Below are 22255 nucleotides of genomic sequence, written 5' to 3'. Positions count from 1 at the left end.
GCCGTTACTTGGGCGCTCCGACCGGCTTGCCCTGGGGCGACACGGCGTACCAGGTGCCGCCCACGCCCTGACCGTTGGTGTCACCGGGCTTGGTGTCCTTGGAGTACGTGTAGATCGGCCAGCAGTCGATGGTCTGCTGCTTGATGCCGTCGGGACGGTCGAAGGTGACGAAGCCCTTCTTGAGGATGCCCTCGGTGTCGTTCTTGTCGACGGGCGCGACGACCGGCCACTTCTCGAGGCACGCGCCCGTGCAGGCCGTCTTCATCGGCCAGGCCGAGTCTTTCATGAAGCGGTAGACGGTCATACCGTTCTTGTCCACGACGACGTCGCCGAGCTTGGGGTCCTTACGGACGGAGAGACCGGCGAGGTCCGCGGGCTCGCCGCCCTCCTCTGCAGCTCCCCCGCCGCCCGCGGCGGCCTTCTTGCCGTCGGGGGCCGCGGCGTTCCAGGTGCCGCCCACGCCCTGGCCGTTGGTGTCACCGGGCTTGGTGTCCTTGGCGTAGCGGTACATCGGCCAGCCGCCGACGGTGAGCTGCTTGCTGCCGTCGGCCCGGGTGACCTCGCCGAGCAGTGAGGCGTCGGTGCCGGGTGCGGCGGTGACGTCGCCCGCGGCCACGACCGGCCAGGCCTTCGCGCAGTCGCCGTTGCAGTTCGACTTCGGCGGCTTGGCGCTGTCCTTCTCGAAGCGGTAGAGCGTGAAGCCCTCGCTGTCGGTGAGCACCTTGCCGAGCTTCTTGCTGTCCAGGACCGCGAGTTGGCCGGCCGTCTTCGCGGCGCCACCGCCGGCCGATCCGTAGCCGGCGCCGGTGCCATAGCCGTCGGCGGCCGGCTGCTGAGCGGGCTGGACGGCACCGACGTTCTGGCCGGGTGTCGCCGTGCCCTTTTCCTGACCGCACGCCGTCGTCAGCGCGAGTACGGCCACCGCGGTCATCGCGAGCGAGGCGTTCCGCCAGGTATTCATGTCAACTCCCGTGAGCCCTGATCCGGTTGCGGCGCAGCCTGTGCGCCGTTCATGGCCCTAAGTACGGGCCGCGGCATCGTCTGTGTTCAAAGGACCCGGAAAAAACTTGCGGAGCCGCAAACCCCGACCGGCCGACAACCCCTCCATCCGGCGAATCACCACCCGTGCGGGCGTGTACCGGGCATCCGCGGATCATGCTCATCCGCGTGTACGGATCGCTCGTCGGGCGGCTGCTCTCGGCCGCCGCACTCATCTGGCTGCTGGCGGCCCCGTTGCCCGCCGCCGCCGACAACTGCTCGTACGCGTCGATCGGAGAAGGGGGACCGGCCACCCTCGAGACGGCAGCCGCCACCGCCGACTGCTGGGCAGGCCCGCTGCCCAGCCCGAAGCCACCGCCCCGGCCTCAGCCCCCTCCACCACCTCCTCCGGAGCCGCCCCCGCCGCCACCGCCACCGCCACCGCCTCCTCCAGCTCCCCGTTTCGAGCCCGAACCGCCTCCTTCCCCGCCGCCACCGCCGCCCTCCCCCACCGTCCGGCCCAAACCCCCTTCGCCGACCCCGGTCGCGTACCCCTCCTACCGCAGACCGCCACACAAGGAACCGCGGGGCGGGCCGTCACTGGTCACCCTGACGCTCCTGGTCACCGCCCCCGCCGTACTCGCGGCTGCCTTCCTGCGCCCGCGCTCCCGTTAGGAGGAATCCCGTGTCGCAATGGGCCGTACTCACCATCGCCATGGCCGCGGCCTGCGCCGTCGTACTGGCCATCACCGTCATCAACCAGCGCCGCATCGGCGATGACGACGATCCGACGGAGACCCCCGACGTCATCGAGTACATGACGATGATGATCGGCGTGGTCTATGCCATCGTGCTGGGGCTGGCCATCGCCGGGGTCTGGGAGGCCCGCGGTGCCGCGGAGGACTCGGTGCGTCACGAGGCACAGGCGCTGCACGAGGTCCACGAACGGGTGTCCGTCTACCCGGTGGAGGTCCGCAACCGGATCCGCGCCGATGTCGACGCCTACGCCACCCATGTGGTCCACGCCGAGTGGCGTCACATGGTCGAACACGGTTCCCTCACCGAAGAGGGCTCCCGTCTGCTCGACCGGCTCCGGCGGGATGTGACGGACTACGCGCCGAAGAACGACCACGAGGCTCAGGCGTACCAGCCCCTGGTGGACCAGGTCGCCGCGGTGGACGACGCCAGGGGCGCCCGAGGTGCGGGAGCGGAGGCGACCATGCCCGGCGTGGTCTGGTTCGGACTGATCACCGGCGCGCTGGTCACCGTGGGTCTGATCTTCACCCTTCAGATCCGCAGGACCTTCCGCGAACTGCTCCTCGCCGGACTGTTCAGCGCTCTGATCGCCTTCCTGCTCTTCCTCATCTGGGACTTCGACGCACCGTTCGGGCGAAGCCCCACCGGGGCGGCCGACGCGTTCATCGCCTTGTTCCCGCAGCTCGGCGGCTGATCATGGCCCGAGTGGCCGCGGCCGAAACCTTCCGTAGGCCAGTCGGGCGACACAAATAACCCATTCGCCCGACAGCGATCGCGAGTGCGGGAGGGGCGCTCCTAGCGTTTCGGGTATCGAGGTGCATTCCCTGCCTTTGTGGAAACCCGTTCCGCAACTGCTCCTCGGGGACACGGAGGATTTGACCATGCGCGCGATACCCATCGCGTCCGCCGCTCTGCTGGGAGCGGCCGCCCTCGCCCTGACCACTCCGACCGCCACGGCCGCCGGCACCGACGGTGACGGCGCCGCGGGCTCCACCCGCCAGCAGCCGTTCTCGTTCGCCGTCTCCCCGTCGACCGTCGCCCCCGGCGGGCAGGTCACGCTGACCGTCTCGGGCTGCACCACTTCCGCCACGGCGTCGTCCGGCGTCTTCGACACCGTGACCATCCCGGCCGGCCTGACCGGTACGGCGATGGTCGACCGGGACGCCCGCCGGGGTGCCGTCTACTCGGTGACCTTCACCTGCGGCGCCCAGTCGGGGACCACCGACCTGAACATCTCGGGCGGTGCCGCCGCGGCCACCACCCGCTCGACCGCGACAACACCGGCGACGACGCCCACGACCGCTCCCCAGGGTGTCAGGGGTGGTCTCGGCGGCGGCGTCCGCGAGTCGAACACCGGCATGATCGCGACCGGTGCGGTGCTGGTGGCCGCCGCCGCGGGCGGCATCTTCTATGTGCTGCGCAGGCGTCCCGGCGGCAAGCTGCGCTGAACGTCCCGCCTCTGCTCCCTTGCGATGCCCGTCGCCCCGAGTCCTGGACGAGGACTCGGGGCGACGGGCGGTTCGGGCCGACCGGGAGGTTCGGCCGGTCAGGCCTTTCCGCTGCTCATACGGCGGCGGCGGACGATGTAGAAGGCACCGCCGACCGCCGCGGCAGCGACGAGCCCGCCACCCACCGCCATCTCGGTGGACGAGGGGCCGAGCGAGCCGCCGAGGCCGCCCTGTGCACCCCGGGCGGACAGCACGGTGAACGTCCGCGTGGCGATTCGGCCGCTGTCGTTGCACCGGACGGCGAGGTTGTACTGACCGGGCGTCGCGTTGTCGTAGATCCGGGCCGTGGCGTCGGCGACGCCGCTGCCCACCCGGAAGAAACGGTCGTCGAAGTTGCCGCCCCGGCCGCGGTCGAAGTCTCGGCGACGGTTGTTGTTGTTGCCCCGGCCGCGGTCGTTGCGGTTGTTGAAGTCGTTGCGGTTGTTGAAGAACGGGTCACGGCGGTCGTTCTCGTTGTTGTTGAAGTTGAAGTTGAAATTGCCGTTCCCATTGCCGTTCCCGTTGCCGTTGCCCGACCCGGTCCCGGTGCCGTTGTTGTTGCCGGTCCCGTTGGTGTCCGGGTGACGGCCGTTGTTGTTGCTGTTCACCGACGCATTGCCATTGCCACTGCCGTTGCCGTTGCCCTGCTCCTCGGTGTCCGTGCCGGTCCCGGTACCGTTGCTGTTGGCGGTGGCGCTCCCCGTCGTGTTCGGGCTGACGTTGTTCGCGGGCGGGTTGGCGACGCCGTTCGGGGTGGTGCTGCCGAGGCCATTCGGGGTGGTGCTGCCGAGGCCGTTCGGAGTGACGCTGCTCGCGGCGGCGTTCCCGCTGGGGTTCGCGTTCCCATTGGGGGTCGCGTTCGCGGCGGCGTTCCCATTGGGGTTCGCGTTCCCGTTGGGGTTCGCGTTCCCGTTGGGGGCGACGTTGCCGCTGGCATTCGGGGTGACGCGCCCGCTGTTGCTCGCGGCGGCGTTCCCGCCCTGCTCACGGTTCGGACCGTTGTAACCCCCGCGGTCCCGGTCCGTGGTCAGGTTGGCCGTCGGAAAGGCATTGGAGGTGACGACGCCGCCCCGGTCGCAGCCGTCGACCTGGATGTGCATGGTCCCGCCCTGGTGGACTGCCGACGGGGAGAGGCTGATGTTCCTCGGTCCTGTGCCATTTCCGTTGCTGGTGGCGGCGACCACGGGCCCCGTGAGCCCCATGGCCGCGACAGCGGTGACGCTCACCGCGAAGGCGCGTGAAGCACGCATGGTTGAACCTCCAGTGGACGGCGCCCCGGAACGGTGCTCCGGGAGTTCGATGAGAACGCCCTCCATGACGAACACTCACCGGAATGCACAATCACCGCATTTCGGGACTGGTCCACCCCAGTGAGCCGACACGCCGGTCGGAGGAGCCCAGATCTGACGGAGCCGCAGGTCACACGCATCAGACCGGTTATATGGCTATGTACTCGTTTGGGTCACCCCATGTGGCCGTACCACCCGTTCGCCTCTCCCAAGTCGCCGTCTCGCGCTGAGGTGCTTAACGTGCCTGCACGCGATGAGATGGGAGAACCATGGGCCAGGACTACACCGGCTCGGAGCCGAGAAGACGCTCACCCTGGGGCGTACTGGCTCTTGTCATGCTCACCGGCCTCGCGCTGGTGCGCAACGGCGTCGACGTGGGCATGGGGCCGCCCCAGCCGGCGGTCGCCGCAGCGCTCGACAGCAACAGCACGGAGGGGAACTCGCTGGCCGCGAACGGAGCGGTGGTGCCGCTCGCGTACGCGCCCGCCTCGCGGATCGCCATCCCGGCGATCCGCGTCGACGCGCCGATCGTGGACGTCGGTCTGGATCCCAACGGCTGGATCGAGGCCCCGCCCCCGCAGGACACCAACCTGGCGGGCTGGTACCAGAACGGTGTCGCCCCGGGTGCGCAGGGCACCGCCGTGATCGTCGGCCATGTCGACAACGCCGGGGGCCCCGCGGTGTTCTACGGGCTCGGTGCCCTGCAGAAGGGCGTACACATCGAGGTGACCCGTTACGACGGACGGATCGCGGTCTTCGAGGTGTACGGGGTGGAGGTGTTCTCCAAGCAGAACTTCCCCGGCGCCCGGGTCTACGGCGACACCGGCAGCCCCGAGCTGCGCGTGATCACGTGCGGCGGAGGCTACTCACGGGCGGGCGGGTACGACGGCAACGTCGTCGTCTTCGCCCGAATGATCTCCACCCGGTGAGCGCGCGAGGGGGCCGCCGGAGCAGCGTTCCGGCGGCCCCCTCGGCGTGCCCGGCCACCGGCTGCACCCCACGGCGACCGGGCCTCGAAGACGCCCCACGCCGGGCGGTCGCGGTCCGCACCGTTCAGCGCACCGGCACCGGCACCGTGATCCGGTACCCGGACTCCAGCAGCACGGGCAGATAGCGGCGCAGCGCGTCCACGCTCTGTGTACGGTCGCCGCCCGAGTCGTGCGAGAGGACCACCGCACCGGGCTCGGCACCCTGGAGCACGTTCCTGACGATGGCTCCGGCCCCGGGCTCCCGCCAGTCGAGGCTGTCGATGGTCCAGGCGAGTGGCTCCATGCCGAGGGCGGCGCCGATCTCGAACGAGTTTCTGTTCCACGCCCCGTACGGTGCCCGGTACCACAGCGGCGGGGTGCCGAGGGTCTTCTCGATGATCTCGCTCGTACTTCCCAGCTCGTCATGGATGCGGGAGGGGGCGAGGCGGGGGATCAGCGGATGCGACCAGGTGTGATTGCCCACCACATGGCCGTCGTCGGCCATCTCCCGCAGCAGGTCCGGGTGCAGGGCCGCCATGCCGCCGCAGACGAAGAACATCGCGCGTACGCCGTGCTCGCCGAGGGTCCTGAGGATGTCCGGGGTGAAGCGCGGATCGGGCCCGTCGTCGAAGCTCAGCACCACGGAACGGCCGAGTTCCGGCATCCGCAGGACCGGCCGCTCCCGTACGGGGACGGGCAGGCCGGTCACACGGTGCGCGCCGTGTCCCGTCATGGGCGGCAACCGGGACGAGGACGCCCCGGGTGCGCCGTCCCGCGGGAACGCCGGGGGACCCGCCACGGGGGCGGCGTACGGTGCCCTGCCCTGCGTACGACTCCCCTCGCAGCTCAGCAGCGGCGTGACGGCGGCGGCCCCGACACAGGCGGCGACGCGCAGCACCGATCTGCGGCCCGGCCGCATCTGGTCCTTCTCCATGGGGCATGGCTGCCATGGCTACCGCCGAACAGGCCTGTGCGACACCGGTTCGGCGTACGAATGCACCCGATGGGGCGAGCGGCGCGGGCAGGGTTCGAAGCCGCCCCGCGCGTCCCTCTCAGTGACGGCGCACCAGCGGGAACGGCAGGGTCTCACGGATGGTCAGGCCCGTCAGGAACATCACCAGCCGGTCGACGCCGATGCCGAGCCCGCCGGTGGGCGGCATCGCGTACTCCAGCGCGTCGAGGAAGTCCTCGTCGAGTTCCATGGCCTCCGGGTCGCCGCCGGCGGCGAGGAGTGACTGGGCGGTGAGCCGTCGGCGCTGTTCGACCGGGTCGGTCAGCTCCGAGTAGGCGGTGCCCAGTTCGGTGCCGAAGGCGACGAGGTCCCAGCGCTCGGCGAGGCGCGGGTCGCGGCGGTGCTGACGGGTCAGCGGGGAGACATCGGTCGGAAAGTCCTTGTAGAAGGTCGGCAGCCCGGTCCGCTCCTCCACCAGCCGCTCGTACATCTCCAGGACCACGTCGCCCCGGGTGTCGTCGGGTGTGTGCGGGACTCCCGCCAGATCGCACAGCCGCCGCAGGTCGTCCTCGTCGGAGTCCGCGTCGACCTGCTCGCCGAGCGCCTCGGACAGGGCGCCGTAGACCGTCTTGACCGGCCAGGGCCCGGAGATGTCGTGGGCGACGAGCGTGCCGTCGGGCGCCGTGTGATGTGCGAGGGGCGATCCGAAGGCCGCGATGGCGGCGCCCTGGACGAGTTCGCGGGCGAGGTCGAGCATCACGTCGTAGTCGGCGAACGCCTGATAGGCCTCCAGCATGGTGAACTCGGGATTGTGCTTGTAGGAGACGCCCTCGTTGCGGAACGTACGGCCCAGCTCGAAGACCTTCTCCATACCGCCGACGCACAGCCGCTTCAGATACAGCTCGGGCGCGATGCGCAGATACAGGTCGAGGTCGTAGGCGTTGATGTGGGTGGTGAAGGGGCGGGCGTTGGCACCGCCGTGGATCTGCTGCAGCATCGGCGTCTCGACCTCGAGGTAGCCGCGCTCCAGCAGCCCCTGGCGCAGTGCCTGCACCGCCCGCGAACGGGCGCGTACGACCTGCCGGGCATCGGGGCGCGCGACGAGGTCGAGGTAGCGGCGGCGGACCCGGGCCTCGGGGTCGGCGAGCCCGAGGCGTTTGTCGGGGAGCGGGCGCAGGCATTTCGCGGTGAGCTGCCAGGAGGTGGCGAAGACGGTGGTCTCGCCGCGGTCGCTGGCTCCGATCTCACCGGTGGCGGTGATGTGGTCGCCCAGGTCGGCCTCCGCCCTGAACGTGCCGAGGACGGCCGGGCCCGATCCGCCGCGGGTGAAGGCGACCTGCAGATCGCCGGACCAGTCGCGCAGCACCGCGAAGACGATGCCCCCGAAGTCGCGTACGGCCATGACGCGCCCGGCCACGGTGGCCTGTTCGCCGGTGTGTGCCCCGGGAGCGAGTGAGGGATGCGCGGCGCGCACCCCGGCGAGGGTGCCGGTGGGTGCGGCGACCCCGACGGGATAGGGGTCGATGCCCTGCTCGCGCAGTCGCTCCAGTTTGCGGTGGCGGATACGTGTCTGCTCGGGCAGCCGGCGCTCCCCCATCGGGCGCACGGTGTCGGGTCCGGCAAGTTCGAGCGCGTCGATCGCCGGCAGCCCCGCGGTTCCGGCCACGGGTCCGGTGACCCCGCGCGCCCGCCCGTTGCCGCGGAGCCTGCCGAGACTCGGCACCGAGACGAAGCCCTCGGCGATCGCGGAAGCGAGGCCGATGCGGGCGAGGGCGCCCGCGTCCCCGTAGCAGAGGAAGCGTGGATACCAGGAAGGCTGGTACTTGACGTTGGAGCGGTAGAGGGCCTCCAGCTGCCACCAGCGGGAGAAGAAGAGCAGCAGTCTGCGCCAGGCGCGCAGCACGGGACCCGCGCCGATCCGGGCGCCTTCCTCGAACGCCGAGCGGAAGACGGCGAAGTTCAGGGAGATGCGCCGGACGCCGAACTGCGGAGCCTGCGCGCAGAGCTCGGCGACCATGAACTCCATGACGCCGTTCGGGGCGTTGTCCCGGTCGCGGCGCATGACGTCGAGCGAGACGCCGTCACGCCCCCACGGTACGAAGGAGAGCAGCGCGATGAGCCGGCCGTCGTCCGCGGGGTCGCCGTCGAAGGCCTCGACGAGCAGACAGTCGCCGTCGGCCGGGTCTCCGAGCCGGTCCAGAGCCATGGAGAAGCCTCGTTCGGTCTCGGTGTCGCGCCAGGCATCGGCCCTGTGGACCACCAGCTCCATGTCCTCGTCGCCGAGCGCGGAGTGCCGGCGGATCCGCACGGTGGTCCCGAGCCGGCGGACACGGTTGACGGCCTGCCGGGTGACCCGCATGTCGCGCCCGTCGAGGTCGAAGTGGTCGACGTACAGGATCGCCTCGTCGCCGAGCTGGATGGCCCCGAGACCCGAGCGGGCGTAGGCCCTGGCACCGTCCTCGGAAGCGCCCATCACGGCGGGCGCCCAGGCGAAGCGGCGCGCGACGTCCAGCCAGCCCTCGATCGCGGGGGTCCATGCCTCCTTGTCGCCCACCGGGTCGCCGCTGGCCAGGGCTACTCCGGCTTCGACGCGGTAGGTGACGGCGGCCTTGCCGCTGGGTGCGAAGACCACGGCCTTGTCCCGGCGGGTGGCGAAGTAGCCGAGCGAGTCCTGGGAACCGTAGGCGCCCAGCAGCGCGCGGATCCGGGGTTCCTCGTCGCCGTGCAGCGCGGCTTCCATGCGCTGGGAGCGGAAGAGCGTGGCGGCGGAGTTCAGCAGGGCGAGGGCCCCGAAGAGTCCCAGCAGGAAGAAGAGCGCACGCGGCGGTGAGCCGTCGAACTGGCCGCCGGAGACGAGGCCGCCGAGCACCCGGTTCGCGGACCAGAGCAGGCGCTGCCCCGCCACGAGCGTGCCGGGGAAGAGTTCGACGAGGCCCCATCCGACCAGTACGCCCGCGGCCAGCCCGACGGCCAGGACCACGAGCGCACGCCGCAGGGCTCCGCGCCGGGTCTCGGCGTAGAACTCACGCCGGGCGACGACCAGCACCGCGAGGGCCGCCAGGCACAGCACGAGGTTGGGAACCGTCCAGGCCCACTCCCCCGAGAAGGCGAGCGTCAGGACGTCCGCGATGACGATCAGGGCCAGATAGACGACGACCAGCCACCAGGCGACCTTCTTGCGGGCGCCGATGGCCGCGGCGAGCAGAAGCAGGAAGACCGCGTAGGCGAGGTTGGCGCTGACGGGCACGGCGACCTGGTCGAGGAAGACCACGACGGGTCTCAGCAGCCTGCGCAGGGGGACGATCAGTGCGAGCAGCGCGCAGAACGCGCCGAGCAGGGCGAAGAACATCGCGAAGCCGCCCGGCACCCCGGCCGTGAAGCCGCTCCGGGCGACGGCCGAGCGCTCCGCCGCGCTGACACTCATGCTCCGCACTCTAGGGAGACCTCCGCCGCACCGCCTGTCGGCGGCGGAGCACCCGTTCGGCCACCGAAGGGGTTACTGCGGGGCACGGCGAGGGCAACGGTGCCGGGCGTTTTCCGGGCCTTCAGGGCACGCCGCACACCATGGTCCGTCTGCCGAGGCCGGCTCCCACGGTCCGTCCGGGCCGCCATCAGCCGACAGCAGTCCGCGAAGAGGTGACTCATGGCAGGGCTTCGGATGGGGCAGGGCGTCCTGCGCCGCGGGTGACCTGGATCGTGGGCTTCGCGTCGGCGCTGATCGCCGGGTTCCTGCCGATCGGTGAGGCCGCTGAGCTGACCAACATCGGCATTCTGCTGGCGTTCGTGGTCGTGTGCATCGCGGTGATCGTGCTGCGCTACAGGCAGCCGGATCTGCCGCGCGCCTTCCGCTGCCCGTGGATGCCGTTCGTCCCGGCGATCGGCGTGGTGTTCTCGCTCTGGCTGATCACGTTCCTGTCCTGGCACACCTGGGTGCGTTTCGCCATCTGGCTCGTGGTCGGGCTGGTCATCTACTTCGGGTACTCGTACCGGAACTCCGCGCTGGCCAAGGGCGGGACGGAGACTGGCGGCTCCTCCTCGGCCCGGTAGGTGCTGTCCCGCCGTCCTGCGAAGTCCCGGCGCGGCCGGATCCCTCCGGTCGACCGCTCGGCGCACCATTCACCGCCCCGTGCGGACCACTCGGCGCACACCGGCGTACGGCGCCTGTCGCCGCGGTCTCCGATGCGTTGCGATACGCCACGCAGCAGCGATCCGGAGAATCCAGCGGGAAGGGATGCCGACGATGCCGACGGCGACGGTGGCGGCGACGACCGACGAGCGGGCCCTGGCGGAGCTGAAGCACGAGCACGGCCCCGCCCTGCTGAGCTTCCTCCTCGGTCTGACCTACGGGGACCGGCAGCGAGCCGAGGACCTCCTGCAGGAGACCCTGGTGCGCGCCTGGCAGCATCCGGAAGCGTTCGACGCACCGTACGAGTCGATGCGGCCTTGGCTCTTCACCGTCGGCAGGCGGCTGGCGATCGACGCGCGCCGCTCCCGGATGGCCCGGCCCGCCGAGATCGGCGACGGCGTCCTCGCCACCAGCCAGGAGTCCGTTGATCCGGCCGATCGCGCGGTCGCCGCGCTCGACGTCCGTGCCGCCGTGCGTTCGCTGAGTCCCGAGCACCGGGCGGTGCTCGTGCAGATCTACTTCGAGGACCGCAGCGTGGCAGAGGCCGCACGGGCGCTCGGGATTCCGCCCGGGACGGTCAAGTCGCGCTCGCATTACGCACTGCGTCAGCTCGCCCGCTCCCTGCCGGGCTACCACCGCGCGGCCGTGGCGCCGGCCGCGTGACGCGGTTCCCGTCCGCCCGCCGTCGGGCTGTTCACTCCCGTCCCCGTCGCCCCTTCGGGACCCTCGTCTCCCTGGCGCCACGGTCCACGCCGACGGGATTCGGAATCCACCGCTCGAGTTGAGCAAAGACGAACCCCCACGCGTGTCTCTCGGTGGAGGCTCGTCATCGAGACCCGCGCCGAGCACGTCCGGGGAGAAGGTGGAGAGAGTGCTGCCCGAAAGTACGAACGGCACCAGCGGAGGCGGTCTGGCGGTCCCCATGGCCTGGCTGTGTGCCGAGTACGTGGCCGACGAGGTGCTGCGCACCGGCGGTCTGGTCGAGACCGGTTCGCTCGAGTTCAGAGCCGGCCGGCTGACCCTGGCTCTGACGATCTATCTGTGCGGAGGGCCGGACGAACCGGCGACCGGCGCCCGTACGGTGGCCCGGCTGGACGAGTGGCTGACCCGGACGGCGTACGGCCACCCGTGGCCCCAGTGGGTGCGCGAACGGATCGCCGTACGGGAGTCCTTCGAGCGCGATGTCACCGGGCCGGACCCGGATCTGGAGCTGGCGCGCGACGCCTGGCAGTGGCTGGAGCGCACCGAACTCCTCGCCACCGACCTCGGGGACGAGTCCGGGCTCTGGCCTCCCGCGCTGCCCCAGGACCCGGCGGTCGACGAGTCGGAGCAGGTGTGGACCGCGGCCTGGCGCCTGGGGCTGCCGCTCGGGCACCTGGCCATGCATCTGTACTGACCGGCCGTGCCCGGACCGGGGCCGCTGCGGGCGGGAACGGGTGCCGTTGCCGGCAGCGGGCAGGACCTGGGCGCCCGGAGGGCGGAGCGTGGCCGTGGGCACACCGGGCACCGGCTGCCGGGCACCGCGACGGTGGCCGTTCAGCGCCCGCCGGCGTTCCTGTGCACGCCCGCGTGGTACTTGGGGATACGCGCCGTGATCTTCATCCCGGCCCCCACACCCGTCTCGATGACCAGCCCGTGGTCGTCGCCGTAGACCTGCCGCAACCGCTCGTCGACATTGCACAGCCCGATGCCCGACGACCCACCGGGCTCCCCCGCGAGGATGCGGCGCAGCTCGGCCGGATCCATACCGACGCCGTCGTCCTCGATGACGACCACCGCCTCCGCGCCCGCGTCCTGTGCGGAGATCGAGATCCGGCAGGTCCGTCCGGAGTCCTCGAGGCCGTGCTTGACGGCGTTCTCGACGAGCGGCTGCAGGCACAGGAAGGGCAGCGCCACCGGCAGCACTTCGGGGGCGATCTGGAGGGTCACCTTGAGCCGGTTGCCGAAACGCGCCCCGGCGAGAGCCAGATACTGCTCGATACAGCGCAACTCATCGGCGAGCTGGGTGAACTCACCGTGTCTGCGGAACGAGTACCGGGTGAAGTCGGCGAATTCCAAGAGGAGTTCACGGGCGCGTGCGGGATCGGTGCGGACGAAGGAGGCGATGGCGGCGAGCGAGTTGAAGATGAAGTGCGGTGAAATCTGGGCTCGCAGCGCACGGATCTCGGCCTCGATCAGCCGGGTGCGGGAGCGGTCGAGTTCGGCCAGCTCCAGCTGGACGGACACCCAGCGGGCGACCTCCGTCGCGGCCCGTACGAGCACCGCCGACTCCCTGGAGCCGTAGGCGACGAGCGTGCCGAGCACTCCTTCCTCGCCGGTGAGCGGGGCGATGACGGCCCAGCGCAGGGGGCATTCCTGGTCGTCGCACCCGGTGCGGGCGCTCTGGCTGCGGCCCGACTCGATGACCTCCGACACGCGCCGCAGCACCCACTCGTCGTGGTGCTCGCCGCCGGGTCCGTCCCAGGCCAGGACGCGCTCCCGGTCGGTCAGGCACAGCGCCTCGGTGCCCAGCAGGGAACGCAGTCTGCGGGCGGCTTTGCGGGCCGTGTCCTCGGTGAGTCCGGCGCGCAGGGGCGGGGCGGCGAGCGAGGCCGTGTGCAGGGTGTGGAAGGTGGCCCGTTCGACGGGGGTGCCGAGGCCCGGGTCCGGGTCGTCGCCGCGCCGTGCGGTCAGCCGGCCCAGCCCGAAGCCGGCCGCGAGCAGCAGGGCTCCGGCCGCCCCGAGCGCCGCCAGCGCCATCGCGGTCATCGCCGTCTCCCCGGGGTCGCCTCGGTCATGGTGGGCTCCGTGCCTTCGGGCTGCGGACGCGTCAGAAGGTCCTCCGGCAGATGCAGACGCGTCAGGATGGCGTCGGCTCCGGCCGGTATGTGCCGGGGAGTCGCCAGGGACACCAGCACCATCGTGAGGAAGCCGAGCGGCACCGACCAGACGGCGGGCCAGGCCATCAGAGTGTGTGCCCAGCCCTCGGGGGCGAGCCCGGCCCGGGTCGCCATGACGGCGGTCAGGGCGGCGCCGCCGCCGGTGACGAGCCCGGCCGCGGCGCCGGGCGGGGTGAGGCGCCGCCACCAGATGCCGAGCACGAGCAGCGGACAGAAGGACGAAGCGGAGACGGCGAAGGCGAGTCCGACGGCGTCGGCGACGGGTACGTGCGTGGCGACGACGCTGACGGCGAGCGGCACGGCCATGGCGACGACCGTCGCGAGCCGGAAGTACCGTACCCCGCGCGCGGGCAGGACGTCCTGGGTGAGCACTCCGGCCACGGACATGGTCAGCCCGGAGGCGGTGGACAGGAACGCGGCGAACGCACCACCCGCGAGGAGTGCGCCGAGCAGGTCCCCGGCCACGCCGCCGATCATCCGTTCCGGGAGGACGAGCACGGCGGCGTCGGCCGCACCGGTGAGCGCGAGTTCGGGAGCGTAGATCCGGCCGAGGGCCCCGTAGACCGGCGGCAGCAGATAGAAGGCGCCGATCAGTCCGAGCACGACGAGCGTGGTGCGGCGTGCGGCACGCCCGTTCGGGCTGGTGTAGAAGCGCACGGCGACATGCGGCAGCCCCATGGTGCCGAGGAAGGTGGCGAGGATCAGACCGTAGGTGGCGTAGAGCTGGTAGCCGTCACGGCCGCCGGCGAGCGGCTGCGACCAGCTGGACGGGTCCGCGCCGGTGGTCGCGCGCTCGGGCACCTCGGCGCCCCGGGGGAAGGTGAGCCGGGTGCCGGCGTCGATCCGGTGCGTGCCCGCCCCGAGCGTGAGCCGCTCCCCTGCGCGTCGCGTGCCATCGACTGTGCCGAGGACCTCCACGGTCAGCGGCCGGTCGAGTGCGACCCGCACGGTGTCGTCGACCCGTACGACGGTGTGCTCACGGAAGGCGGCCGGCGCGTCGAACCGGGCGCGGGGTGCGTCGTCACCGGCCCACGCGGCGACCAGGAAGAGCGCGGGGACGAGCAGTGCGGTCAGCTTGAGCCAGTACTGGAAGGCCTGGACGAAGGTGATGGACCGCATCCCGCCCGCCGCGACCGCTCCGGTGACGACGAACGCGACGACGAGTCCGCCGACCCAGTCGGGCGCACCGGTGAGGATCTCCAGTGTCAGACCCGCCCCCTGCAACTGCGGCAGCAGGTAGAGCCAGCCGATGCCGACGACGAAGAGACTGGCCAGGCGGCGTACGGTCGCCGACTCGAGCCGGGCCTCGGCGAAATCGGAGAGCGTGTACGCACCCGAGCGGCGCAGCGGGGCGGCGACGAGCACCAGCAGGACGAGATAGCCGGCGGTGTAGCCGACCGGGTACCAGAGCATGTCCGGCCCCTGGAGGAGCAGCAGCCCCGCGATGCCGAGGAAGGAGGCGGCGGAAAGGTACTCCCCGCTGATGGCGGCGGCGTTGAGCCCCGGTCCGACGGTACGCGAGGCGACGTAGAAGTCCGAGGTCGTGCGGGATATCCGCAGACCGAGCGCGCCGATGAGGACCGTCGCGAGGACGACGAAGGCGACAGCGGTCACCGCGTAGGTCTGGTTCACCGGCCGGTCCCCCTAGGGAGTGTCTTCACAGTAGCGTCGTCCGGCCGAAGGGCGGGCCCGGCGGCGTCTGGTGCGTGCGATTGCAAGGCGGAGGAAGGAGCCCATGCGGAGCATCGGCGACTGACGACAACGCAGCGAGGGCGCGTGCCAGACGCCGCCGGGCAGACGGGACTTTGAAGACACGACCTACCCCGCTCAGCGACCCTCGACGAGCCCGGTGAAGTCACGCTCGTTGCGCTCGGCCCGGCGGACGTACCAGCGTGCGACGGCCCACATCACCGGGTACACGGCCACGCCGAGCACCACCCACACGAACGGCTCGGGCGAGGAGAGCGAGCCGAGCACCGCGCCGGGCAGTGCGAACAGCAGCGGCAGTGTGCCGACGAGCAGCACGAGCATGCCGAGGGCACCGAGGGCGGCACGCAGCTGGCTGCGCATCAGGGAGCGTACGTACACGCTGCCGATCGGTGTCTGCTCACTGATCTCGGAGCGGGCCGGGGCATGGCCGGGCGGGCGGCGCGTGGCACGCGGCACCCCTGTGACCACCTCACGGCGGGGCGGCTGCTCCGCAGGCTCCGCAGACAAGAACGTCCCCTCCCCGCAGCTCTGCACGACTCGTCCCGACACCCATCCGGGGATCTACGGAGTCTACGCAGCGGCCGCCGCGGAATGCAGTCGTCGTGCGTCTCGTCCCGCTCTCGGGACTGTCTCGGCCCGGTCTCGCGAGTGGCGGGCGGCGCGGTGGTGTATCCGGGGCCGGTCGGCCGGATTTCCCGCAGACCGCCGGGCTCCTCGAGCGGCGTTTCGGTGTCCGGCGTCGCACGGCCCGTCAGCCGCGCGCATGCCGCATCAGCAGTTCCCGCAGCTGGCGGGCGTGCCGGCGGCTGACCGGGAGCTCCGCCGCGCCGACCCGCACCGTGGTGGCCCCGCCGTCGAGGCGCAGTTCGTCGATCCGGCCGAGGGCCACGAGATGGCTGCGGTGGATACGGACGAAGCCCCGGGACGCCCAGCGCTCCTCCAGGGTGGACAGCGGGATGCGGACCAGATGGCTGCCCTCCTGCGTGTGGAGGCGGGCGTAGTCCCCCTGGGCCTCGACATAGGTGATGTCGCCGATCGTCACGAAGCGGGTGACACCGCCGAGTTCCACGGGGATCTGGTCGGACACCCCGGCGGGAGCGGCGTCGCCCGCCGGGATGGAAACCGTCCGCTGCGGCGCCGCGCTGCCGGGCGCAGGCGTACGGGGATCGCGGGCCGTCTGCGCCAGTTCGCTCACCCGCCGCACGGCCTCGGCCAGCCGCTCCTTGCGCACGGGTTTGAGGACGTAGTCGACGGCCTCGAGGTCGAAGGCCTGGACGGCGAAGCCCTCGTGGGCGGTGACGAACACGATCAGCGGCGGCCGGGCGAAGCCGGTGAGGAGCCTGGCGACATCGAGCCCGGTCAGCCCCGCCATGTGGATGTCGAGGAAGACGACGTCGATGGCGTCGTCGCCGTCGGGCCCCGCGTCAAGGGCCCGGCTGATGCGGCGCAGTGCCCCGGTGGCGTCGGTCGCTCCTTCGGCGGTGCGTACGCGTGGATCGGAGCGCAGCAGGAAGAGCAGTTCCTCGAGTGCGGGTCTCTCGTCGTCCACGGCCAGTACGCGCAGCATGCTGCGGATCCTAGTGTCCTTGGAGGTCCTGTCCGGGAGTGGGCGAGAGCTCGGTCGTGCTTTTCCCCGCGCGGATGAGCAGGGTGGCTTTGCCGTGCGTATTCCACGTCGACACCACGGTACGTACGACTCGTATGGACCGTTCGTAGCCGACGAGCCGAAGGATTGGTCCATGGATCTGCGGGAGCGCCACCGGGATGTGGCTGCCTATGCGCTGGGCGTCCTCGGTCCCTCGGACGCGTTCCGCTTCGAGGAACATCTGTCGGAATGCGTGTTGTGTGCGGTACGGCTCACGGATCTCGCCCCGGTCGCTACGGCTCTCGAAGGGCTCCGTGGACCCGACGGGCACGGCGGACACGACGGAGCGGGCGTACCGGTGACGCGTCCGTCGCCGACCCTACTCGACCGGCTGCTCTTCAGGATCGCGGAGCACCATCGGCGCGGTTCGCGCCGCAGGCTGCGGCTCGTGGCGGCAGCGGCCGCTCTGATCATAGCGATGCCCGCGATCGCCGTGGGCCTGACCGGCGACAGAGGCGGTGTCGGCGACGATGGCCGGCTCGCGGCGACGAACGCGGCGACCGGGGTGTACGGGGCGGTCGACCTCCACCGGAAGGCCTGGGGCACCGCCGTCGCACTGCGTCTCGCGAAGGTGGCCGGACCGCGGACCTGCCAGCTGGTCGCGGTCGGGAAGGACGGCACGGAGCATGCGGTGACCAGCTGGTCGGTGCCGCGTGCCGGTTACGGGCTGCCCGAATCGGCCGAGGACGGAAAGCCCCTGGACATCGAGGTGGGCACGGCGCTGGTGCTCGACGAGATCGGCCGCTTCGAGATCCGCACGATGGCGGGGGACCTCCTGGTGTCCCTGAACCGCTGAGGAACCGTCAGACCGCTGCCCCGATCCGGGGCCGCCCGCGGCTGGGCTCGGACCGCGCCGACTGCACCGCACCCCCGAGCGCCGCACCCGGGCACTCATTTGAGCAGCCGCGACATCCGCCGGTCGGCGAGCGGCTTGCCACCCGTCTGGCACGTCGGGCAGTACTGCAGCGACGAGTCGTGGAAGGACACCTCGCGGATGGTGTCGCCGCACACCGGGCACTGCTCGCCGGTGCGGCCGTGCACCCGCAGTCCGCTCTTCTTCTCGGACTTGAGCTTCCCCGCGGCCAGCCCCCGCGAACGCCCCACCGCGTCGGCGAGCGTGGCACGCATCGCCTCGTAGAGCACGGTGATCTCGTCCGCGGTGAGCCGTGAGGTGAGTTTGTACGGCGACATCCGGGCCGCGTGCAGGATCTCGTCGCTGTAGGCGTTGCCGATTCCGGCGATCACGCTCTGGTCGCGCAGTGCTCCCTTGATCTGGCGGCGTTCGTCCGCGAGGAGTGCGGCGAAGGCGTCGCGGTCGAAGTCGTCCGCGAGCGGGTCGGGGCCCAGCCGGGCGACCCCCGGGACCTCGGCCGGCTCGTGCACCAGATGGACGGCGAGCCGCTTGGTCGTCCCCGCCTCCGTCAGATCGAAGCCGTCGCCGCCGGTGAGCGCGGTGCGCAGGGCGAGCGGCCCCTTGCCGGGCCTGGGCACCCCGGACGGCAGCGGATCCTTCCACTGCAGCCAGCCCGCACGGGCGAGGTGGAAGAGCAGGTGCAGCCCGCCGCCCGTGCCGATGTCGAGGAATTTGCCGTGCCGGCGCACGGCGGTGACCTCCTCGCCCTCGAGGGCGGTGAGCGGCGGGTCGTACGTCTTGAGCACGCTGATCGCCACGGGCAGTACCTTGGCGATCTCCTTGCCCAGCAGATGCTCGTCGAGGAAGTCCCTGAGCGCTTCGACCTCGGGCAGTTCCGGCATGGGTCCAGACTGCCGCATCGCCCAGGTGCGTGCAGGGGAGCCCGGCAGCGGCACAGCCGGTGCCGACCCGGGGCCCGGGCTCCGATGACGGCCCGGCCGCTCGCCGGTGACGGGTCAGCGGACCAGCGACAGCAGCTCGGCGAGCTCCTCCTCCATGCCGCGTGCCAGCACGTCCACGTCCGGGAGCGCCTTGCCGTCGGCGACCAGGCCGATGTGCACCTTTCCGCCGTACGTGGACATCGCGACGGCCAGCGACTGGCCTCGGGCGAGCGGGGCCATGGGGTACAGCTCCTGCAGTGGGCAGCCGCCGAGCGAGAGCGCGGAGCGTGGCAGCGGCACGCTCGTCACCAGCACGTCGAAGAGCATCCGGGCGGCGTTCCCGGCGATCGGCGCGCCGAAGCGGTGTGCCAGCGCGGGCAGTTGGTCGGCGAGTACCGCGACCGCGCCGGCGCCTCGCAGGGGACCGGCGGCCTTGTTGCGGTCCATGCCGGTACGGACCTGGTACAGGCGCGTCCAGGGGTCGGGCTCGGAGACGGGCAGTCCCAGCAGATAGGCCGAGAGCTTGTTGCCCGTGCCGGGCGCACTGCCGGGGCGCCGCCTGGACACGGGCACGAGGGCCCGTGGATCGGTGAGCGGCAGCGCGTCGCCGCGCGCGACGATCCAGCGGCGCAGTGCCCCGGTGACGGTGGCGAGCAGGATGTCGTTGGCGGTGCCGCCGGCGGTCCTGCGTACTTCGTACACGTCGTCCAGGCTCAGGACGGCGGTGGCGAGCCGGCGGGTTCCGCTGGAGAAGGCACTGAGCGGGGCGGCGCCGCGCGGGTCGAGCCGGCCGGCCCGGGCGAGGGAGGCGCCGACGAGCGAGGCGCCGACTCCGACGGCCCTGCCGAGGTCCTCGATCCGTCCGCGCGCCATCCCCGCCATCTGCCAGGGTCCGGGCAGCCAGGAGCGGGGCGGGACGGGGCGGCTGCCCCGTGCGGGGTTCATCCGGCCGAGCACACCGCGGCCGGAACGGGCGGTGCGGGCGTCGACGACCTCGTCGAAGATCCCGGCGCCGATGGCGACCGCCCGCATCCCGTCGGCGAGGGCGTGGTGGAGTTTGACGAGTACGGCGAACGGGTCGCCCGGTCCGCCCGTGAGGAGGTACATCTCCCAGGGCGGCAGCCCCCGTTCCAGGGGGCGCTCCATCAGCTCTCCGGCGATCCCGGCGGCAGAGGTGGCGAAGTCCCCCGCGGGGAGCCGCACATGGTGCAGATGACGCCGTACGTCGAAGTCCTTGTCCACGGCCCAGGCCGCGCCGCCGACGGGCAGCAGGACATCCCGCACCCGCATCCTCAGCCGGGGGACGGCGGCGGCGCGGGTTGCCAGCAGTTCCAGGATCTCCACGCTGCCACGTTCGCCCGACGCGGGCTGGGAGAAGCACGCGAGCGCGCCGAGGTGCATGGGGTGGTCGGCCGTTTCGAGATGCCAGAAGGCCAGATCCAGAGGTGCCAGTAGCTCAGTACTCAAAGGGTCCTCATGTCCTAGAAGGCCGAACATAGGAAGTCAATCGCTTACGATCGGTTACGGTCAAGTACAGCCGTGTTACATGTGGTTACCATTCGGTAGTGGTCAGGTGGCCGCCCGGTCGGTGGCGACAGGGCTCGCGACGAGAAACTCGCACCACACACATTTGCCGGTGCCGCGCGACTCCACACCCCAGACGTCCGCCAGCCGGTCCACCAGCATCAGCCCCCGGCCCGAGACCCCGGACTCCCCCGCGTCGCGGCGCCGCGGCAGTGCGCTGGACGGATCCTCCACCTCGACCCTCAGCCGTTGCTCCAGTCCGGGCAGCACCCGGGCGGTGACGATCGCTCCGCCGTCGGTGTGCATCAGGGCGTTGGTGATCAGCTCGTCGGCCGCGAGCTCGATCTCGTCGGACCGGTCCCCCGCACCCCAGGCCAGCACCGCGGCCCGGATCATATGGCGGGCCGAGGACAGCGCCTCCGGGTCGTTCTGGGCGACGTGCTGCTGCAGGCGACCTCCGGCATGCGCGGCTTGGGCAGCGTGGCGGCGCAGCAGCAGCAGCGCCACGTCGTCCTCACCGGCGCGCTCGTCGGCTTCCTCGCACAGCCGGTCGGCGAGCAGTTGGAGGTTGCGCGGGCCGCTGCGGATCAGCTGGGCGAGCGCTCGCAGGCCGTCGTCGAGATCGGTGCCGGGCCGCTCCACCAGCCCGTCGGTGTAGAGCAGCAGGGTCTCTCCGGGATCCAGTTCGATGGTCGCCACGGGGTATTCGAGGCGGCCGAACTCGGCGGAGAGGCCGAGCGGCATGCCCCCGCTCACGGGCACCCGGCGGCTTCCGCCTTCGGCGTTGAGCCGCAGCGGGTCCATGTGCCCGGCCCGCACCACCTGCACCACCCCCGTGGTCGGGTCGGCCTCCGCGTAGATGCACGTGGCGAAGCGCTCGGTGTCGAGCTCGTGGAGGAACACGGATGCGCGGGCCATGACGGTCGCCGGGGTGTGTCCCTCGGCCGCGTAGGCCCGCAGCACGATGCGCAGCTGCCCCATCACGGCCGCGGCATGGGTGTCATGGCCCTGGACATCGCCGATGACCGCCCCGACACGGCCGCCGGGCAGCGGAATGACGTCGTACCAGTCCCCTCCGATGTCACGGCCGAGCCGGGCGGAGCGGTAGCGGACCGCGATCTGGGCCCCCGGCACGGACGGGATGCGCCGTGGCAGCATCGCCTGCTGCAGCCCCTCGGCGAGATCGTGCTCCTGCTCGAAGAGCACGGCCCGCTGGAGGCTCTGGGCGATGCTGCTGCCGAGCGCCACCAGCAGATTGCGCTCCTCGGACGTGAAACCGGTCTTGTCGCTGTAGAGCAGTCCGAGCGCTCCGATGGGGCGCGCCTGGGCGATGAGCGGCATGTACGCGGCGGAGGTGATGCCGAGGCCCCGCAGGTGCGGCCACAGCCTGGGGTAGGACTCGGCGAAGTCCTCCTTGCTCTCGATGAAGCGGGGCGCGAGGGTGCGGATGACCTCGCTCATGGGGTACTGCTCGTCGACGCGGGTGTAGCGCGTACCGGGCACGAACGACCCTTCGGGGCCTTCCGCGACGAGATGGATCCTGCCCGCCTCCAGCAGCCCCATCACCATGCTGGCGGCACCGAGGCGCTCGAGGCCGTGCGAGTCCTTCAGCACGTCGATGACGTCCCTGACGGTCCTGGCATGGGCCAGCGCGGCCGTGGTGCTCTCGACGACGCTGGTCTGCCGACGGCGTTCCGCGTCGAGCTCGATCCGGGCGGAGGAGTCGGCGAGTTCCTGGGTGGCGTCACGGACGATGCCGATGATGCGGTGCGGGCGGCCATCGGCATCACGTCTGACCGCACCCTGGGTGTGCGTCCAGCGCAGACTCCCGTCGCGGCAGCGGATCCGGAAGTACGCGCCGTAGCTGCTGCTGCCGCTCTTCAGCGCCTGGGTCACCAGCCCGTCCAGTCGCGTCGCCTCGCTGGGCGGGACGCGGAGAGCCAGTGACTGGGGGCGCCCGTCGTACTCTTCCGCCGTCACATCGAACACGTCGAGCGCCGACTGGTCCAGGTGCAGCAGCCCGCTGTCGAGATCCCAGTCGAAGCTGCCCATGTGGTTGAGAGACAGGCTCAGATCCGGGTGTGCCGGCCACTCGTCGGGAAGCGACACGGCACCCGCTGCCCGATCAACCATGGTGACACTCTGCC

Annotated in this window: 19 protein-coding genes; 8 read left to right on the top strand and 11 right to left on the bottom strand. The window is 71.5% G+C overall.

Annotation, left to right across the window (positions count from 1 at the left end):
• Window positions 1-4: 4 nt before the first annotated feature.
• Window positions 5-961 (bottom strand): SCO0930 family lipoprotein, encoded by a 957-nt coding sequence (locus tag ACTWOL_RS33130; RefSeq protein ID WP_474300561.1) that lies wholly within the window; start codon window positions 959-961, stop codon window positions 5-7.
• A gap of 194 nt (window positions 962-1155) precedes the next feature.
• Between ACTWOL_RS33130 and ACTWOL_RS33125 the strand changes: the two genes are divergently transcribed.
• The 3 genes from ACTWOL_RS33125 to ACTWOL_RS33115 all read left to right on the top strand — a co-directional run bounded on the left by ACTWOL_RS33125 (window position 1156) and on the right by ACTWOL_RS33115 (window position 3182).
• Window positions 1156-1653, top strand: a complete 498-nt coding sequence (locus ACTWOL_RS33125) for a hypothetical protein (protein WP_474300560.1) — start codon at window positions 1156-1158, stop codon at window positions 1651-1653.
• 10 nt (window positions 1654-1663) lie between these two features.
• Entirely contained in the window at window positions 1664-2428 is a 765-nt protein-coding gene (locus tag ACTWOL_RS33120) for a bestrophin-like domain (RefSeq protein WP_474300559.1), read from the top strand.
• A 187-nt stretch (window positions 2429-2615) separates the two neighbouring features.
• Window positions 2616-3182 carry a hypothetical protein gene (locus tag ACTWOL_RS33115; protein WP_474300558.1) on the top strand — a complete coding sequence of 189 codons (567 nt, stop codon included), beginning with the start codon at window positions 2616-2618 and terminating at the stop codon, window positions 3180-3182.
• 98 nt (window positions 3183-3280) lie between these two features.
• Here the strand turns inward: ACTWOL_RS33115 and ACTWOL_RS33110 are convergent, their stop codons facing one another.
• The gene (locus ACTWOL_RS33110; RefSeq protein WP_474300557.1) at window positions 3281-4471 is read right to left on the bottom strand and encodes a hypothetical protein; all 1191 of its coding nucleotides are present in this window, start codon (window positions 4469-4471) and stop codon (window positions 3281-3283) included.
• A gap of 308 nt (window positions 4472-4779) precedes the next feature.
• Here ACTWOL_RS33110 and ACTWOL_RS33105 point away from each other — a divergent pair, with 308 nt between their 5' ends.
• Window positions 4780-5439 carry a class F sortase gene (locus ACTWOL_RS33105; RefSeq protein WP_474300556.1) on the top strand — a complete coding sequence of 220 codons (660 nt, stop codon included), beginning with the start codon at window positions 4780-4782 and terminating at the stop codon, window positions 5437-5439.
• Window positions 5440-5563: 124 nt separating this feature from the next.
• Here ACTWOL_RS33105 and ACTWOL_RS33100 read toward each other — a convergent pair whose 3' ends face one another.
• Entirely contained in the window at window positions 5564-6412 is an 849-nt protein-coding gene (locus ACTWOL_RS33100) for a polysaccharide deacetylase family protein (RefSeq protein WP_474300555.1), read from the bottom strand.
• Between the two features lie 118 nt (window positions 6413-6530).
• Window positions 6531-9854, bottom strand: coding sequence for a bifunctional lysylphosphatidylglycerol synthetase/lysine--tRNA ligase LysX (gene lysX, locus ACTWOL_RS33095; RefSeq protein ID WP_474300554.1), 3324 nt, complete (start codon window positions 9852-9854; stop codon window positions 6531-6533).
• Window positions 9855-10114: 260 nt separating this feature from the next.
• Between lysX and ACTWOL_RS33090 the strand changes: the two genes are divergently transcribed.
• From ACTWOL_RS33090 to ACTWOL_RS33080, 3 genes are all read left to right on the top strand, one after another.
• A complete protein-coding gene (locus ACTWOL_RS33090) occupies window positions 10115-10477 on the top strand; it encodes an amino acid permease C-terminal domain-containing protein (RefSeq protein ID WP_474300553.1) in 363 nt (120 codons plus the stop codon).
• 193 nt (window positions 10478-10670) lie between these two features.
• Window positions 10671-11219: a sigma-70 family RNA polymerase sigma factor gene (locus ACTWOL_RS33085; RefSeq protein ID WP_474300552.1), complete on the top strand. Its 549-nt coding sequence runs from the start codon at window positions 10671-10673 to the stop codon at window positions 11217-11219.
• 208 nt (window positions 11220-11427) lie between these two features.
• Complete coding sequence (locus tag ACTWOL_RS33080) at window positions 11428-11952, top strand: hypothetical protein (protein WP_474300551.1); 525 nt, start codon at window positions 11428-11430, stop codon at window positions 11950-11952.
• Between the two features lie 140 nt (window positions 11953-12092).
• Here the strand turns inward: ACTWOL_RS33080 and ACTWOL_RS33075 are convergent, their stop codons facing one another.
• The 4 genes from ACTWOL_RS33075 to ACTWOL_RS33060 form a co-directional block, all read right to left on the bottom strand.
• Entirely contained in the window at window positions 12093-13304 is a 1212-nt protein-coding gene (locus ACTWOL_RS33075; protein ID WP_474300550.1) for a histidine kinase, read from the bottom strand.
• Window positions 13301-15067, bottom strand: coding sequence for a sodium/solute symporter (locus ACTWOL_RS33070; protein ID WP_474300549.1), 1767 nt, complete (start codon window positions 15065-15067; stop codon window positions 13301-13303). The genes ACTWOL_RS33075 and ACTWOL_RS33070 overlap by 4 nt, the downstream gene beginning before the upstream one ends.
• A 195-nt stretch (window positions 15068-15262) precedes the next feature.
• A complete protein-coding gene (locus ACTWOL_RS33065; RefSeq protein ID WP_474300548.1) occupies window positions 15263-15652 on the bottom strand; it encodes a DUF485 domain-containing protein in 390 nt (129 codons plus the stop codon).
• A gap of 244 nt (window positions 15653-15896) precedes the next feature.
• Window positions 15897-16721: a LytR/AlgR family response regulator transcription factor gene (locus tag ACTWOL_RS33060; RefSeq protein WP_474301306.1), complete on the bottom strand. Its 825-nt coding sequence runs from the start codon at window positions 16719-16721 to the stop codon at window positions 15897-15899.
• Window positions 16722-16884: 163 nt separating this feature from the next.
• On the opposite strand from ACTWOL_RS33060, the gene ACTWOL_RS33055 reads away from it, so the two are divergent.
• Window positions 16885-17586 carry an anti-sigma factor gene (locus ACTWOL_RS33055; protein WP_474300547.1) on the top strand — a complete coding sequence of 234 codons (702 nt, stop codon included), beginning with the start codon at window positions 16885-16887 and terminating at the stop codon, window positions 17584-17586.
• A gap of 95 nt (window positions 17587-17681) precedes the next feature.
• Here the strand turns inward: ACTWOL_RS33055 and ACTWOL_RS33050 are convergent, their stop codons facing one another.
• The 3 genes from ACTWOL_RS33050 to ACTWOL_RS33040 all read right to left on the bottom strand — a co-directional run bounded on the left by ACTWOL_RS33050 (window position 17682) and on the right by ACTWOL_RS33040 (window position 22241).
• Window positions 17682-18545, bottom strand: coding sequence for an Fpg/Nei family DNA glycosylase (locus ACTWOL_RS33050; protein ID WP_474300546.1), 864 nt, complete (start codon window positions 18543-18545; stop codon window positions 17682-17684).
• A gap of 114 nt (window positions 18546-18659) precedes the next feature.
• Window positions 18660-20051: a wax ester/triacylglycerol synthase family O-acyltransferase gene (locus ACTWOL_RS33045; RefSeq protein WP_474300545.1), complete on the bottom strand. Its 1392-nt coding sequence runs from the start codon at window positions 20049-20051 to the stop codon at window positions 18660-18662.
• Between the two features lie 102 nt (window positions 20052-20153).
• A complete protein-coding gene (locus ACTWOL_RS33040; RefSeq protein ID WP_474300544.1) occupies window positions 20154-22241 on the bottom strand; it encodes a SpoIIE family protein phosphatase in 2088 nt (695 codons plus the stop codon).
• Window positions 22242-22255: the final 14 nt, after the last annotated feature.

Source organism: Micromonospora sp. IBHARD003 (assembly GCF_056106285.1).
Note: the sequence above shows the minus strand (reverse complement) of the source record. Positions and strands in the feature narration are given on the sequence as shown.

Excerpts from the sequence above, each read along its gene's own strand:
- ACTWOL_RS33110 (WP_474300557.1), bottom strand. The coding sequence starts at position 4,471 with ATGCGTGCTTCACGCGCCTTCGCGGTGAGCGTCACCGCTGTCGCGGCC.
- ACTWOL_RS33105 (WP_474300556.1), top strand. The coding sequence starts at position 4,780 with ATGGGCCAGGACTACACCGGCTCGGAGCCGAGAAGACGCTCACCCTGG.
- ACTWOL_RS33040 (WP_474300544.1), bottom strand. The coding sequence starts at position 22,241 with ATGGTTGATCGGGCAGCGGGTGCCGTGTCGCTTCCCGACGAGTGGCCG.
- ACTWOL_RS33130 (WP_474300561.1), bottom strand. The coding sequence starts at position 961 with ATGAATACCTGGCGGAACGCCTCGCTCGCGATGACCGCGGTGGCCGTA.
- ACTWOL_RS33075 (WP_474300550.1), bottom strand. The coding sequence starts at position 13,304 with ATGACCGCGATGGCGCTGGCGGCGCTCGGGGCGGCCGGAGCCCTGCTG.
- ACTWOL_RS33085 (WP_474300552.1), top strand. The coding sequence starts at position 10,671 with ATGCCGACGGCGACGGTGGCGGCGACGACCGACGAGCGGGCCCTGGCG.
- ACTWOL_RS33055 (WP_474300547.1), top strand. The coding sequence starts at position 16,885 with ATGGATCTGCGGGAGCGCCACCGGGATGTGGCTGCCTATGCGCTGGGC.
- ACTWOL_RS33050 (WP_474300546.1), bottom strand. The coding sequence starts at position 18,545 with ATGCCGGAACTGCCCGAGGTCGAAGCGCTCAGGGACTTCCTCGACGAG.
- lysX (WP_474300554.1), bottom strand. The coding sequence starts at position 9,854 with ATGAGTGTCAGCGCGGCGGAGCGCTCGGCCGTCGCCCGGAGCGGCTTC.
- ACTWOL_RS33115 (WP_474300558.1), top strand. The coding sequence starts at position 2,616 with ATGCGCGCGATACCCATCGCGTCCGCCGCTCTGCTGGGAGCGGCCGCC.
- ACTWOL_RS33100 (WP_474300555.1), bottom strand. The coding sequence starts at position 6,412 with ATGGAGAAGGACCAGATGCGGCCGGGCCGCAGATCGGTGCTGCGCGTC.
- ACTWOL_RS33125 (WP_474300560.1), top strand. The coding sequence starts at position 1,156 with ATGCTCATCCGCGTGTACGGATCGCTCGTCGGGCGGCTGCTCTCGGCC.